Raw genomic sequence first — 14,268 nt, 5'->3', positions numbered from 1 at the left:
CCCGCCGGCAGGCGCTTCGTGCGGATCCGCGCCTCTCACGCCCCGGACACCGGGAGATGAAGCATGCAGCGGGCAACGCCGGGAAGAGCCTTCGGCAAGAAGGCGAAGTGGCTGGGCGGTCGATTGCTCCTGGCGGCTCTGCCCCTGCTGCTGGCGCTCCTGGCGTGCGAATTGATCCTGCGCGTGGCCGGGCCCGCGCCCGCGGATCCGGATAACCGGATGTCGGACCGGGGATTCCTGATCTGCGATCACGATTCGTTGCTGGGCTGGATCTTCCCGCCCGACGCCGCCGGTGATTTCGAGGATGACAACTCGCCGGTCGTCATCGAGACCAATGCCTGGGGCCTGCGCGGTCCGGAATACGACATCGATCCGGACGGCCTCCACATCGTCGTACTGGGAGACTCGTATGCCTTCGGTTGGGGCGTGGAGGAGGAGGAGTCCTTTCCCCGCCAGCTCGAACGGATCCTGCGCGGGCGTTGTGGCGATCCGACCCTGACGGTAATCAACGCCGGCATCCCCGGCTACGGCCCGTACCAGCAGATCGAGATGCTGCGCCGCGTCCGGCGGCATGTGCCTCCCGACATCGTGATCGCAACCTTCAGTCTGGCCAACGATCCCGTCGACGAGCTGCGCATTGCCCGTTACGCGCCCGACCGGCTGTGGGATTACGTGCCGGCGGTAAAGGATCCGGACGCGTTGCTCTCGCGTTTGTCCCGCAGCAGCCGGACGGTCGCGCTACTGGACGAGCGCACGCTCGGCTTGCAGCTGTTCCTGGCCAACGCCGGCGCCGACGCCCGCAGGCTGGCGGAGGCGTCGATGGTCCGCCTGAACGGCGAGTGCGAGGAGACCGGTGTGCCCCTGCTGATGGTTGTCGTCCCCCAGCGCAACCAGATCCTGAGCGGCGGGCCAGGCAGCTGGTTCGCCCGCCGGTTCAGCCGCGAGCTACGCGCGCTGCCGCGAGAGATCGCAAGGCGGCACGGTGTGCCGCAGATCGATCTGACTCCGGCACTCGCGGCTGTGCAGCAATACGAAGACGCCTACCTGCAGCACGATGCCCACTGGTCTCCTGCCGGTCATGAGGCCGTGGCGAGGGCCATCGCAGCCGCCTTGCCCACGGCGTGGTTGATTCGCGACGGGATACCGCACGCGGGGGACGCGGACGACGACTGACGTCTCCGACCGGAGTGCGGCCGAGGCATCACATAGCCTCACACCGTCTTGACTTGTTGCTGCGAGTCGTGTATCCTTCTTCGTGACAGTGAGTTATGGAATACCAAGGACGGCCCTGATCCCGTATGCGCGAAGCGACGAGAATTACATGGAATTGGCGACTGACAGAGTCCGCGGCGGGGGACTCGTCACGGCGTGCGATGCGCGGGTCCGCGTTCCTGCAGGCCGCGATCCTTGTCGTCATCGGTTTCGTGCTGGCCCGCGTCTTCGGCCACGATCTGCCGGCCAGGATCGTCTGGGGCCTGGCCGCGGTCTTCGCCCTGCTGGGCGCGTTCTGGCCCCGCGGCTACCGGCCCATCCACGGCTGCGGGCGTACGATCGGCCGGATGGCGGGCAAGCTCCTGACCTACGTCCTGCTGGTGCCGCTCTACGTGGTTTTTTTCGCCGTGGTCGCCGTCTACCTGCGGATTCGCCACAAGGATCCCCTGCGCCGCGAGTTCCTGCCCGGGATCTGGACCTACTGGATCCCGCGCCGGGAAAAGCGTCGCGACGAGAACATCGGCGACCAGTTCCTACGCGAGGACCGCGAGGCTCGTGAGCGTCGTCGTCCGGTGGGTGCGGTCACCCGCAACAGAGAGAGCGACCCCGCGTGAACATCCTGGGGATATCCGCCTATTATCACGACTCGGCTGCCTGCCTGGTCCAGGACGGCAGGATCGTCGCCGCCGCCCAGGAAGAACGATTCAGCCGCCGCAAGCACGATTCATCCTTCCCGCACCATGCCGTGCGGTACTGCCTGGCGGAAGGCGGGGCGGTGGGTGACGGCATCGACGCGGTGGTCTTCTACGACAAGCCCCTGACCAAGTTCGGGCGCATCCTGAAGACCTACTACGCGGTCGCGCCTCGCGGTTCGAGATCGTTCCTCATGGCGATCCCCCTCTGGCTGCGCGAGAAACTCTGGATCTCGGCCAGCATCGAACAGTCACTCCAAGCCGCGGGCGTCGGCAAAACCCACCGGCTCTACTTTTGCGAGCATCACGAATCCCACGCCGCCAGCGCCTTCTTCGCCAGCCCCTTCGAGAGCGCGGCGATCCTCGTTCTCGACGGCGTGGGAGAGTGGGCCACCGCATCCCTCGGCCGTGGACGCGGCAACTACCTGGACCTCCACGACGAATTGCACTTTCCCCACTCCCTGGGCTTGCTCTATTCGGCTTTCACCTACTTCACGGGCTTCCGGGTCAATTCCGGCGAGTACAAGCTCATGGGGCTGGCACCCTACGGCCGGGCCAGGTACGTGGACACGATCAAGGAACACCTGATCGACATCCGCGAGGACGGTTCCTTCCGCTTGAACATGGACTACTTCGGCTATCTCGACGGGCTGACCATGACCAACGCGCGCTTCGCCGACCTGTTCGGCGGCCCGCCGCGCCCGCCCGAGTCACCGCTGACGCGGCGCGAGATGGATCTGGCGCGGTCGGTCCAGGTCGTGACCGAGGAGATCGTCTTGAAGCAGGCGATCCATGCCCACGAGGTGACCGGAGAACGATATCTCTGCCTGGCCGGGGGTGTGGCCCTGAACTGCGTGGCCAACGGACGGCTGCTGCGGGAAGGGCCTTTCGACGACATCTGGATCCAGCCCGCCGCCGGCGATGCGGGCGGCGCCCTGGGCGCCGCGCTCCATCTGTGGCACCACGTGCTGGGCAACGAGCGGCAGGTCGACGGCGTGAACGACCGGATGCAGGGAGCCTACCTCGGCCCGGCCTACACCGACGTGGAAATCGGTGAATGGCTGGATGCGCACGGCTTGCCCTACCGACACCTGGACGACGGGGATCTGGAGGCGAAGATCGCCGCCCTGGTCGACGAGCAGAACGTGGTGGGGCTGTTCCAGGGACGTATGGAGTTCGGCCCGCGCGCCCTGGGCAACCGCTCGATCATCGGCGACGCCCGGTCCGTGAAGATGCAGTCGCTCCTGAACCTGAAGATCAAGTACCGGGAGTCGTTCCGTCCCTTCGCCCCGTCGTGCCTGGTGGAGCGCATCGGTGACTATTTCGAACTCGACCGTCCCTCTCCCTACATGCTGCTCGTGGCCCAGGTCCGGGCCGAACGCTGTCGGGAGCCGGCCCCCAGGGACGACGACCAGGACATCATAGCCCGCGTCAACGAGGCGCGATCCGACGTGCCGGCGATCACGCACGTCGACAACTCGGCTCGGATCCAGTCTGTGGACTGCCGGACCAATCCGCGTTATCATCGGATCATCGAGGCCTTCGCCGAACGCACGGGTTATGGCATAATCATCAACACGTCGTTCAACGTGCGCGGCGAGCCTATCGTCTGCACGCCGTCCGATGCCTACCGTTGTTTCCGGCGCACCGAGATGGATTACCTCGCCCTGGGAGGGTATCTGCTCGACAAGACCGAGCAACCGGAATGGATCGACGGCGCTGTCGACTGGCGGGAGGAATTCCCGCTGGACTGACCGAGCCCGGGGATAGAGTTGACATGAGCAAGTTCTTGCACACCGGACGTCTCCTGCGCGAGATCTGGCGTTTCGCCAGACAGAACAAGGCCTGGTGGATCGTGCCCACGGTCGTGGTCCTGTTGATCCTGACCCTTCTTGTCTTCTCGGGGCAGGCCGTCGCGCCTTTCATCTACACCCTGTTTTAATGCGCCGGGGACGAGCCTCTCGACCGACGCACGCGTCGCCGGAAGGATTGCCATGGACTTCTCCCTCACCGAACAGCAGACCATGTTTCGCGACATGGTGCGCGATTTCGCCCAGCAGGAGATCGCGCCCATCGCCAGGCGGATGGATGACGACAACGACATGCCCGGCGAACTGGTCGAGAAGATGAAGGCCAACGGCTTCTTCGGCCTCGCCTTCCCGGAGCGGTACGGCGGGCTCGGCGCCGACACCGTCACCTACGGCCTCGTGGTCGAGGAGCTGTCGGCCGTCAGCGCCGGCGTATCGGTCATGGTCTGCGTCCACAACAGCGTGGGCAGCTATCCCATCGCCATGTTCGCCAATGAGGCGATCAAGGCGGAGATCCTGCCGCGCATGGCCGCCGGCGAAATCGCCGCCTTCTGCGTGACCGAACCCGACGCGGGCAGCGATGCCGTGGCGCTCGCGACCACCGCGCGCCGCGACGGCGACGCGTATGTCCTCGACGGCTCGAAGATCTTCGTCACCAACGGCGCCCGGGCGCAGTTCTTCATGGTCCTGGCCCGCACTCCCGGCACCAAGGGCTACGACGCCATCCATGCCTTCCTGGTCGAGCGCGGGACCCCGGGTCTGACCGTCGGCAAGAAGGAAGACAAGATGGGCCTGCGCGCCAGCGACACGGTGACCATCGAGATGGACGGCGCCCGCGTGCCCGCCACGCGCCTGCTCGGCGCGGAGGGGGACGGCTTCAAGATCGCCATGAAGGCGCTGGACGGCGGCCGCATCGGCATCGCCTTCCAGGCCCTGGGCATCGGCCGCGCCTGCCTGGAGGCGACGGTGCGCTACGCGGGCCAGCGGGAGGCCTTCGGCAAGCATCTGTGGAACCTGGACGTGATCCGCCACAAGATCGCCGACATGGCCGCGCGCCTGCACGCGGCGCGCCTGACCGCCCTGCACGCCGCCACGTTGAAGGACGCCGGCCGGCCCTTCACCAAGGAGGCGGCCATGGCCAAGCTGCTGGCAACCGAGGCGGCGGGTTACGCCGCCGACGAGGCCGTACAGATCCACGGCGGCTACGGCTACATGAAGGAATACGACGTGGAGCGTTGGTACCGCGACGTGCGCGTGACGCGTATCTACGAGGGCGCCAGCGAGATACAGCGACTGGTCATCGCCCGACACGTCATCAAGGAACTCGGCTGACCATATTACAAAATTAATTTCGTGGACAAATATCTGCGATCATTCTTATCGTGTTGCGGCATTCAATTGATTTTGATTGACCATTTTTCGCTCGAAACATGGAAGGGAAGTACAACCATGTTCAAGGAGTTCAAGGAATTCGCCATCAAGGGCAACGTGGTCGACATGGCCGTCGGTATCATCATCGGCGCTGCCTTCGGCACCATCGTCAAGTCCCTGGTGGCCGACGTGATCATGCCGCCCATCGGCCTGCTGCTCGGCGGCGTCGACTTCGCCAACCTCTTCGTCGTGCTGAAGGCCGGCGCGGAAGCCGCGGGTCCCTACGAGACCCTGACCATGGCGCAGGAGGCCGGCGCGGTCACCATGAACATCGGCGTGTTCATCAACACCATCATCAGCTTCCTCATCGTGGCCTTCGCCGTCTTCATGGTCATCCGCAACATCAACAAGCTGAAGCGCGAGGACGTGGCGCCCCCGGCGGCGCCCACCACCAAGGACTGCCCGCACTGTCTCTCGACGATCCCCATCAAGGCCAAGAAGTGCGCCTTCTGCGCCTCGGGACTCGAGTAGGACAGATCCAGCGCACGACGGGAGAAGGCCGCCCCCTCACGGGGCGGCCTTCTCCCGTCCGGAGAGGTTCCCGGGGCCAACATGTTCCTGTCGGGCCGTGCGACGCGGAGTTAGTATTGCGTCATGGGCAAGAAAGGCAGATTCAGGAAATCACGCCGCGCCGCCGAGCGCGTGCTGGCCATCCTCGACCGCCTGGGCGGACGCGGCGCCGGACGCGACAGGCGTCGCGACAAGCGCCGCGGCGGGCGCGAGCGTTTCGCCCGCGGCATCAACTACCTCACCATCCGGGGCAACGAGGATCTCTTCCGCAAGCTATGCCACGATGATTTCGATTTCCTGCTGGCCCAGCGTTTCGCCGCCCCGCAGGAGGTGTTGCGCGTGCTGCTGCCCCAGTCGGTTGTAGGCCGCGCCCAAAACGGTCACGGCTGGTTCACCGACGAGTACGGCTCTCCGCTCGTCTTCCGCGAGGCCACTTTCGACCGCGTGCTCACAGAACTGGAGAGGACCTGGCCCGAGATGAGGGGCGACCGGGTGCGCGAGGCGCGATCGCGCCTGGTGGAGACGGTGCGCGACCACGTCCTGGCGCGGCTGGCGACGAGGACCATGGGCCTGGAGACAGCCGACGGCCCACTGCTCGGCGTGGATTTCCTGCGCGGCGTCGAGGTCGACACGCGTGACTTCCTGCGCGGGATGGTGCTGGCCGGTTTCATGGACGACGAGGCGCACCGCCGCATGACCGTGGCCTGGCGCGGCCGCACCTTCGACGGCGATCCCTACCTGCTCGGGGGCGGCGAGATCCGCATCGTGGATCGCGAGCGTTTCCGCCTGACCGGCATCGTCGATCCGGGGAGCGCGCCCTGGGACGACGAGACGTTGCGCGATCTGGAACGTCTGGGTGTGGTCATGCCGGACCGCGACGGCGCCGTCTGGTCCTACCCGCTGTACGACCAGGCCTATTTCCGCCGGCGGCCCGGCGACGGCGTCTGTGACGACCTCGCCATGATCCGCATCGGCGCCGAGCACGGTTTCGACGCCATGCTCGGCGCCTTCGTCATGGACGCCCTCGACACCTACGACAAGCACCTGGCCCGCTTCACGAGCAAGGGGTCCGATCTGGCCCTGGCGGAGGCCATCCAGGAGGCTTTTCGCGAGCGTACGGATGCGCCCCTGGTGGCGGGCGAGGAGATCCTCGATCTGATCTGGTCCGCCGCCAAGAACAACACGCCGCGCACGACGCTGAGCAGCAGTCACCGGCGTCTGATCCAGACGGAGAGCCGCGGCAGGCGGCCCACGCTCCTGCACCACCAGCGGTTCATCTCGGGGGAGACGCTCGACGACATCAAGCTGGGTTTCTCCCGCGTGCCGGCGCGCGAATTCTACGGGACGGCGCGGTCGCGCCTTCTGGCGGTCGGCTGCGAGGTCCCCGCCCCGGCTTTTCGCGCTCCGGCGCGGCGCGCCTGAGAGGCGAAGCGGCTCTCAGCGGCTGTGGCGGATGATCTCGTAGACCCAGGTCCCCATCACTGCACCCACGGCCAGCAGTCGCAGTACGCGCCATTCGCCCGTCGTGAAGCGCACCGTTCTTCGCAAAAAGGGCAGGAGCGTGGCCAAGACGGCGTAGACGAACCACGCACCGAGCATGATCAGCAGCAGGGCGATCAGGGGATTCTCGGCGCAGGCGGTGGCGGGATCCAGCCGACCCAGGGCCAGACCGGCGCGCGTGCCGCCGCAAGTGGGGCAGGCGATGCCCGTGTGCTGTAGCAGCGGGCAGGCGACACGGTCCAGGTCGATGACAGGGTGCTCGAACAGCCACCGGACCGCCAGCCCCAGGGGCGCGTAGACGAAGGCCAGCAGGCGCGGCAAGGCGTCGCGTTCCGGGCCGATCTTCACGAGGCCGCGAGCCCGGCGATCAGGGCGATCAGGCCGACGCAGCCGCAGCAGCAGAGCAGCAGCGGCGCCAGCACGGCGAGCAGCGCGGGCCCGGTGCCGATGCCGTGCATGGTGCGCACGCCGATCACGGCGACCACCAGCGCCCAGATGCTGCCGATGCCGTCGCCGCAGATGGGGATCAGCGCCAGGATGGTTGCGCCGCCGGCGTAGGCCGTGGCCCGCAGGGTGGCCTCGAAGCCGCGGTTGCGGTCGGCGGCCGCGAGCATCACCCCCAGATGGACCAGACCCGCCACCAGGAAGACGGCGATCAGGGCCAGCACCGGGCTGACCAGCACCCCGAAGCCCTCGGCAAACTCCGAGATCCACGCCTCGGCGCCCGAGATCTCGTAGTCCTCGCCCAGCAGCCCGAGCAGGTTCTGCTCGAATCCCGTGAAGATGTGCGACCAGACCCATTCCGCGATCGCCGAGATGACGCCGATCAGGACGCCGAAGGTGACCGGTCCGAGCAGCCCGCGACGGACAGGGTGGTCCGTGAAGAAGCGCCCCGGAGCCGTCATCACCTGCGGGATCGTGTTCAGGAATCCCGCGACCACCGTGAAATGGGCACGGTCTTCCCAGGGGGGCAGGTTCTCCCGCGGCGTTTGCGGCGGCGGACCGCCGTCACCGACACGATAGGGATCGGGAGCAGGCGGGAATCCGGCGCCTTCGTCGGGGATATCGTCGGTCATGGGTCACTCCAATGTATCGGGGTAGAGATCCGTTTCGCCCTCGCGGCGGGCGATCACCGCCGCGCCGCAGGAATCGCTGAAGATGTTCACGGCGGTGCGGACCATGTCCAGCAAGGGATCGACCGCCAGGATCAGGGCCACGCCCTCGAGCGGCAGCCCCACCGTGGACAGGATGATCGAGATCATGACCAGCCCCGCCGAGGGAATCCCCGCGGCGCCGATGCTCGCCAGCAGGGCGGTGACGACCACCAGGAACTGGTCCATCGGCCCCAGCGAGATACCGTAGGCCTGTGCGATGAAGAGAGCGCAGATGCACTCGTACAGGGCCGTGCCGTCCATGTTCACCGTGGCGCCCAGGGGCAGCACGAAGCTGGTGACGCGGTTGCTCACGCCGGCACCCTTCTCGACGCACTCCATGGTCACCGGCAGCGTGGCGGAGCTGCTGCGCGTGGTGAAGGCGGTCATCAGCGCGGGGGCCATCACCCGGGCGTGCCGCCGCGGATCGATGCGGCCCAGCAGGTGCAGCAGCACCGGCAGCACGATCAGCGCGTGGATGGCCAGGGCCAGCAACACGGTAGCGGCGAAGCGCAGCAGCGAGGCGAAGGCTTCCAGGCCGCTGGTCGCGGCGATGCGGGCGATCAGGCCGAAGGCGCCGATGGGCGTGAAGCGGATCACCCAGCCGGTCAACGTCATCATGACCGCGAAGAGGCTCTCCCAGAATCGTGTCTGCGGTTCGCGCTTGTCCGGCGGCAGGAGGGTCAGCGCCGCGCCGAAGAGCATGCAGAAGAAGATCAACGGCAGCATCTGGCCCTCGCTGGCCGCGGCGACGGGATTTTCCGGCACCATGCGCAGGATGATGTCGACCAGATCCCCCGGACCGCGTCCACCCAGCTCCTCGCCGAGCTCCGCGGTCTCGGCCACGAGCCCCATGCTCTGGCCGACAGGTACGCCGTCCACGATCCCGGGACGGATGAGATTGACCAGCAGCAACCCGGTGAGGATGGCCAGCAGGCTGGTCGAGATGTACCAAGCGAATGTGCGGCCGAAGAGCCGGCCTAGCGTGCGGGCCGAGCCGAGCCCGGCGACGCCGGATATGATCGAGCCAGCCAGCAGCGGCACGATGACCATCTTCAGGGCGCGCAAAAACAGCGTGCCGAGGAAGGCGAAGGCCGAGACGGGGGAGAAACCGGCGATCTCGCGCTCGCCGGCGGCCAGACCCGCGGCCACCCCGAGCAGCAGCGCCAGCGCGATCTGCCAGTGCAGGGCCCAGCGCCACGGTCTGAGCGTCCTGTTGCCGCCGATTGCCATCACCCTCCGCCTCGTCCGGTCCAGCGCGCGCCCCGAATCTCGAGAGAGCATAGGCGATGTCAGGGTGCCGGACAAGGATCGTATGTCCCGGGCCATGTGCGCAGCCGCTGCCGGCGAGCCGGGGTAAATATGGTGTGGCGGGCCTGCCGGAGGGTGCTACAATTCCCCTTCGTGCGATCTGCCGCCCACCTCATCGGCAACGGGATCAAAGGAGATGTCAGGTATGCGTTGGAGTACGGGAACCGTGAAGCCGTCGCAAGCGCGCGCGGATCTGCTCGTCGTGGGAGTCGCCAGCCAGAAGGACCGTCCCGTGCTCGGGCCATGGCGCGAACTGGACAAGAAGATCGGCGGGCTCGCGAGCCTGGCCGACGGCAAGGTCTTCGACGGCAAGGACGGCAAGCTCCACCTCTTGCCCGGCGGCGGCGCGTCCGCCACCTGGGTGCTGGTCCTGGGACTCGGCAAGCCGGACGAGATCAGCCCCCAGTCCCTGCGACGATCCTTGGCTGCGGCGTCGCAGCGCGCCCGCACGCTGGGGGCCCGCAGCTGCGTGCTGGCCCTGCCCTGGACCGCGCTGGGCGCACTGACGCCCGAGGCCGTGGCCCGCTGCTGCGTCGAGGGGAGCGAGCTCGCCCTCTTCGAGACCGGCACCGAGAAGGCGAAGACGGGCCGGGACAAGAAGCCTTCGCCGCGCACCTGGAAGATCCTGGCGGACGATGCCGCGGCCGGGTCCGAGATCCGCAGGGGACTCGCCAGCGGCAGCGCCTATGCCGCGGGTTGCCTCTTCGCGCGGGATCTCGTCAACCGCCCGCCCAACAAGCTGACGCCCACCGCGCTGGCCGCCGCGGCCCGGGCCATGGCCGGACGGGAGGGCCTGACCTGCACCGTGAGGGGAGAAGCCGGGCTGCGCAAGCTGGGCATGGGCGGCATCCTGGGCGTCGGTCAGGGCAGTCGCCAGCAATCCAAGCTGATCGTGCTGGAGATGCGTCCCCGGGGCGCGCGCGGCAAGCTGCCCCTGATGGCGCTGGTCGGCAAGGGCGTCACCTTCGACACGGGCGGCATCTCGATCAAGCCGGCCTCGAACATGCACGAGATGAAGGGGGACATGGGCGGCGCCGCCGCCGTCCTCGGCGCCGCGTTGATCGTGGCGCGGCTGGGCCTGCCGGTGAGACTGCTGGTCGTCGTGCCCGCCGTGGAGAACATGCCCGACGGCGCGGCCATCCGTCCCGGCGACGTCCTGAGCATGGCCTCGGGCAAGACCGTGGAGGTGCTCAACACCGATGCCGAGGGTCGCCTCATCCTGGCCGACGCGCTGCACTACGCCGGCAAGCGCAAGCCGGACTGGATGATCGACGCGGCCACCCTGACGGGAGCCTGCGTCATCGCGCTCGGACAGGAGTTCGCCGGTCTCTTCACCAACGACTCCCGGCTGGGGGAGGTCCTGCAGAGGGCCGGCGGCGAGACCTTCGAGAGGGTCTGGCCGCTGCCCATGGTGGAGGAGCACCACAAGGAGATCGAGAGTCCCATCGCCGACATCCAGAACATCGGCGGACGCTATGCCGGGGCCAGTTCCGCGGCGGCCTTCCTCGAGGAGTTCGTGGACGAGGACGCCGCCTGGGCGCATCTGGACATCGCCGGCCCGGCCTGGGCCGCGGCGACGGGTCCGCTCGGCCCCAAGGGCGCCACCGGTTTCGGGGCGCGCCTGATCGCACGCGCCGTCGAGGTGTTGACGCGCGAGGCCAGATGACCTCGGCGCTGGATCACCTTTCGCACCGGGCGCTCGTCCGCGGGATTCTGACCCTGGCGATGCCCGTTGTCACCGCCAACGTGTCCCAGACCCTGATGGGCCTGATGGATACCTTGATGGTCGGCCAGCTCGGCGCCGCATCGCTGGCCGCGGTCGGTATCGCCACACTGCTCTTCTCGGCCGTCGCCAGCACGCTCAAGGCGCTGGACGTTCCCGCACAGACCTTCACGGCGCATCGCGTGGGCTCGGGTCGCGACGATGAGGTGGGCGCGGTGCTCGGCACCGCGGGCGCCGTCACCATCCTGCTCGGCGCGGCCGTGACCGCCCTGGGTCTCTGGCGGCCGGAAACCTGGATGGGGATGGTGGCTCAGGACGTCGAGGTCCACCGTCTGGGCGGGGAGTATCTGCGCTGGCGCGTCCTGGGGGCCATCCCCTTCATGTTGACGTTCCAGCTGCGGGCCGTCTACGACGGGATCGGCTGGACCCGCATCGGCATGATCGTCGGCGTCGGCATGAACCTGGTCAACGTCCTGCTCAACTGGGTGCTGATCTTCGGCAAGCTCGGCGCGCCGGCCCTGGGTGTGAGGGGAGCGGCGATCGCCAGCGCCGTCTCCAGCCTGCTGGCCGTGGCGGCTTTTGCGGCCCTGATGATGCGGCCGTCCGTCCGGCATCGTTTTCGCTTCCTCAGCCTGGGCAACTGGCGGCCCGCGTTGTTGCGGCCGATGTTCAGGATGGCCTGGCCCGCCGGCGTGCAGGTCCTGGGCGCGCTGCTGGCCGTGCTGGTGTTCTTCGCGATCCTGGGGCGCATCTCCACCGTGGCGGTCGCCGCCGGGAACGTGGTTTTCCGCATCGCGGCGCTGTCGTTCATGCCGGGCATCGGCGTCGGCGTGGCGGTGCAGACCCTGGTCGCGCAGAGCCTGGGCAGGGGCGATCCGCGGGGAGCCGTGCGCGCAGGCTGGGGCGGCGTGGCCGTGGCCGTGGTGCTGATGGGCACCTTCAGCGTGGCGTTCCTGCTGGCCCCCGGCTGGTTGATGGGCCTCTTCGCCACCGATCCGGAGCTGATCCGTGCAGGTACGCCGATCCTGCGCATGATGGGTCTGGTGCAGATCTTCGACGCCGTGGGCCTGACCCTCGCCGGGGCGCTGAAGGGGGCAGGCGCCACGCGCATCGTCATGCTGACCGACGTGGCGACCGCCTGGCTGCTGTTCCTGCCCTGCGCCTGGTTCTTCGGCATCAAGCTGGAGCTCGGGCTCAGCGGTGCCTGGATCGGCGTGTTGATCTGGTTCTTCGCCTACGCCGTGGGCATCACCTGGTGGTATCTGCGCGGCGACTGGCAGCGTCACGCTTGCGGATCCGCCCTGGAGGCGCGATGAACGACCTCTTCACCGACGGCGACGGCGACGAGCGGCGCGTCTTCACCGTCTCCGAGCTCAACGAGGAGATCCGGACCGCCCTGCTGGAGGCCTTCCCCGGCGCCGTCTGGGTGCGCGGCGAGGTCCAGCGCCTGCCGGCGGATGCGGCCCATCGCCGCCACGCCTACTTCGAGCTGCACGGTACGGGCCGGGATGCCGCCGTGTCGATCCCGGTGGCCCTGCTGGAATGGGACCGGCGCCGCTACGGACTGCAGCGCTACCTGGACGGCAGCGACCCCGATTTCCGGCTGGCCGACAAGCTCGAGGTCTGCCTGCAATGCGTGGTGGACTTCTATCCGCCCTTCGGCAAGCTCCAGCTCAAGCTCGTCGGTGTCGACACCACCTACACGCTCGGCCAGCTGGAGGCGCGCCGCCGTCGCGTGCTGGCCCACCTCCGGGAACACGGGCTGCTCGAGCTGAACGGCCGTCTGGTGATGCCCCGGCTGCCTCTGTCCGTCGGACTCATAACGTCGGCCGGCAGCGCCGCCGAAAAGGACTTCCTCAGCGGATTGCGGGAGTCCGGCTACGGTTTCCGCGTGATGCGCGCCGACTGCCGCATGATGGGAGAGGGCATGGTGCCGCAGGTCACCGGAGCGCTGAAGGGACTCGCGCGCGCCGGCGTCGACGTGATCGTCGTCACCCGCGGCGGGGGTTCGCGGGCCGATCTGTCCTGGTTCGATCACCAGGCCGTGGCGGAGGGCATCGCCCGCTGTCCGGTGCCCGTGATCACGGCCATCGGTCACGAGATCGACCGCTCCATCGCCGATGCCGTGGCGCACCATGCCTGCAAGACGCCTACCGCCGCGGTGCACGATCTAACCGCACGTATCGAGTCGGCCGCACGGGACGTGGCGAGGCTGACCGAAGCCCTCCACGCCGCCACGATGTCCCAGCTCGAGACCCGCCGACGATTCCTGCGTGCCGTCGCGGCGCGCCTGCGCCTGTCGGTAGTCGCGCACGTGAACGCCGGGGGTGTCGCGCTGGTGCGCCGGCGAGACGGCGTGCTAGCCCTGGCGAGGTTGAACCTGGAGCGGGCAGCCGCGCGCCATCGGCGGACGTCGGACCGGATCGCCGCCGCCGCCCTGGCTGTCTGCGCCGGGGCGGCGCGAACCTGCGCATCCCTGCACGAGAAGGCCGCACTGCTCGATCCCGGGCGTCTCTTCGCCCGTGGCTACAGCCTGACCCTGGGGCCCGACGGCCTGGTCTTGCGGGACGCCAGCGCGGTGCGGCGTGGCGACCGCCTGACAACGCGGCTGCGGGGCGGCCGCATCGAGAGTATCGTGGATGTCATCGAAACGACGCGAGGAGGATGACTTGACGCCCAAGCCGAAGAAGGCGCCCGGCTTCGAAGAGGCCATCGCGGAGGTCGAGGCGATCCTGGCCAGGCTCGAGGCGGGGGAGGTCGCCATCGACGATCTCTCGGCGGAGGTCAAGCGTGCCGTCACGCTGGTGGACGCCTGCCGCGCCAAGCTCCGCCGGACCGAACTCGAGGTCCAGGAATTCGTGAGCAGCCTCGAACGGGGGGACGAGGAAGCCGTCGATCGCGACGGCGACTGAGTCCCGCCCGCGACCGGA

At 68.2% G+C, this 14,268-nt stretch carries 14 protein-coding genes; 11 read left to right on the top strand and 3 right to left on the bottom strand.

Features of this window, described 5'->3' with window-relative positions; genetic code table 11:
• The first annotated feature begins 63 nt into the window (after positions 1 to 63).
• The 7 genes from KJ554_10415 to KJ554_10385 all read left to right on the top strand — a co-directional run bounded on the left by KJ554_10415 (position 64) and on the right by KJ554_10385 (position 7,075).
• The gene (locus KJ554_10415; protein ID MBU0742747.1) at positions 64 to 1,173 is read left to right on the top strand and encodes a hypothetical protein; all 1,110 of its coding nucleotides are present in this window, start codon (positions 64 to 66) and stop codon (positions 1,171 to 1,173) included.
• Positions 1,174 to 1,373: 200 nt separating this feature from the next.
• The gene (locus KJ554_10410) at positions 1,374 to 1,826 is read left to right on the top strand and encodes a hypothetical protein (GenBank protein MBU0742746.1); all 453 of its coding nucleotides are present in this window, start codon (positions 1,374 to 1,376) and stop codon (positions 1,824 to 1,826) included.
• Entirely contained in the window at positions 1,823 to 3,658 is a 1,836-nt protein-coding gene (locus KJ554_10405; protein MBU0742745.1) for a carbamoyltransferase, read from the top strand. The genes KJ554_10410 and KJ554_10405 overlap by 4 nt, the downstream gene beginning before the upstream one ends.
• A 23-nt stretch (positions 3,659 to 3,681) precedes the next feature.
• Positions 3,682 to 3,846 carry a hypothetical protein gene (locus tag KJ554_10400; protein MBU0742744.1) on the top strand — a complete coding sequence of 55 codons (165 nt, stop codon included), beginning with the start codon at positions 3,682 to 3,684 and terminating at the stop codon, positions 3,844 to 3,846.
• Positions 3,847 to 3,898: 52 nt separating this feature from the next.
• On the top strand, positions 3,899 to 5,044 hold the full coding sequence (locus KJ554_10395; protein ID MBU0742743.1) for an acyl-CoA dehydrogenase family protein: 1,146 nt from the start codon (positions 3,899 to 3,901) through the stop codon (positions 5,042 to 5,044).
• A 117-nt stretch (positions 5,045 to 5,161) separates the two neighbouring features.
• Entirely contained in the window at positions 5,162 to 5,614 is a 453-nt protein-coding gene (gene mscL, locus KJ554_10390) for a large-conductance mechanosensitive channel protein MscL (GenBank protein ID MBU0742742.1), read from the top strand.
• Positions 5,615 to 5,737: 123 nt separating this feature from the next.
• Complete coding sequence (locus KJ554_10385; GenBank protein MBU0742741.1) at positions 5,738 to 7,075, top strand: hypothetical protein; 1,338 nt, start codon at positions 5,738 to 5,740, stop codon at positions 7,073 to 7,075.
• 15 nt (positions 7,076 to 7,090) lie between these two features.
• Here KJ554_10385 and KJ554_10380 read toward each other — a convergent pair whose 3' ends face one another.
• The 3 genes from KJ554_10380 to KJ554_10370 are packed head-to-tail and all read right to left on the bottom strand — an operon-like array spanning position 7,091 to position 9,537.
• Positions 7,091 to 7,501, bottom strand: a complete 411-nt coding sequence (locus KJ554_10380) for a DUF2752 domain-containing protein (protein MBU0742740.1) — start codon at positions 7,499 to 7,501, stop codon at positions 7,091 to 7,093.
• Complete coding sequence (locus KJ554_10375; GenBank protein MBU0742739.1) at positions 7,498 to 8,229, bottom strand: YIP1 family protein; 732 nt, start codon at positions 8,227 to 8,229, stop codon at positions 7,498 to 7,500. The genes KJ554_10380 and KJ554_10375 overlap by 4 nt, the downstream gene beginning before the upstream one ends.
• 3 nt (positions 8,230 to 8,232) lie before the next feature.
• Positions 8,233 to 9,537, bottom strand: coding sequence for a dicarboxylate/amino acid:cation symporter (locus tag KJ554_10370; GenBank protein ID MBU0742738.1), 1,305 nt, complete (start codon positions 9,535 to 9,537; stop codon positions 8,233 to 8,235).
• Between the two features lie 223 nt (positions 9,538 to 9,760).
• On the opposite strand from KJ554_10370, the gene KJ554_10365 reads away from it, so the two are divergent.
• From KJ554_10365 to xseB, 4 genes are read left to right on the top strand one after another with little or no spacing between them, the layout of a single operon-like run.
• On the top strand, positions 9,761 to 11,281 hold the full coding sequence (locus tag KJ554_10365; GenBank protein MBU0742737.1) for a leucyl aminopeptidase: 1,521 nt from the start codon (positions 9,761 to 9,763) through the stop codon (positions 11,279 to 11,281).
• A complete protein-coding gene (locus KJ554_10360; protein MBU0742736.1) occupies positions 11,278 to 12,654 on the top strand; it encodes an MATE family efflux transporter in 1,377 nt (458 codons plus the stop codon). The genes KJ554_10365 and KJ554_10360 overlap by 4 nt, the downstream gene beginning before the upstream one ends.
• Positions 12,651 to 14,006, top strand: coding sequence for an exodeoxyribonuclease VII large subunit (gene xseA, locus KJ554_10355; GenBank protein ID MBU0742735.1), 1,356 nt, complete (start codon positions 12,651 to 12,653; stop codon positions 14,004 to 14,006). The genes KJ554_10360 and xseA overlap by 4 nt, the downstream gene beginning before the upstream one ends.
• Complete coding sequence (gene xseB, locus KJ554_10350) at positions 13,978 to 14,250, top strand: exodeoxyribonuclease VII small subunit (GenBank protein MBU0742734.1); 273 nt, start codon at positions 13,978 to 13,980, stop codon at positions 14,248 to 14,250. The genes xseA and xseB overlap by 29 nt, the downstream gene beginning before the upstream one ends.
• Positions 14,251 to 14,268: the final 18 nt, after the last annotated feature.

The organism is bacterium, assembly GCA_018814885.1.
Taxonomy (GTDB): domain Bacteria; phylum Krumholzibacteriota; class Krumholzibacteriia; order LZORAL124-64-63; family LZORAL124-64-63; genus JAHIYU01.
The sequence above is the reverse complement of the archived record's forward strand: the minus strand, read 5'-3'. Positions and strand labels throughout refer to the sequence as shown.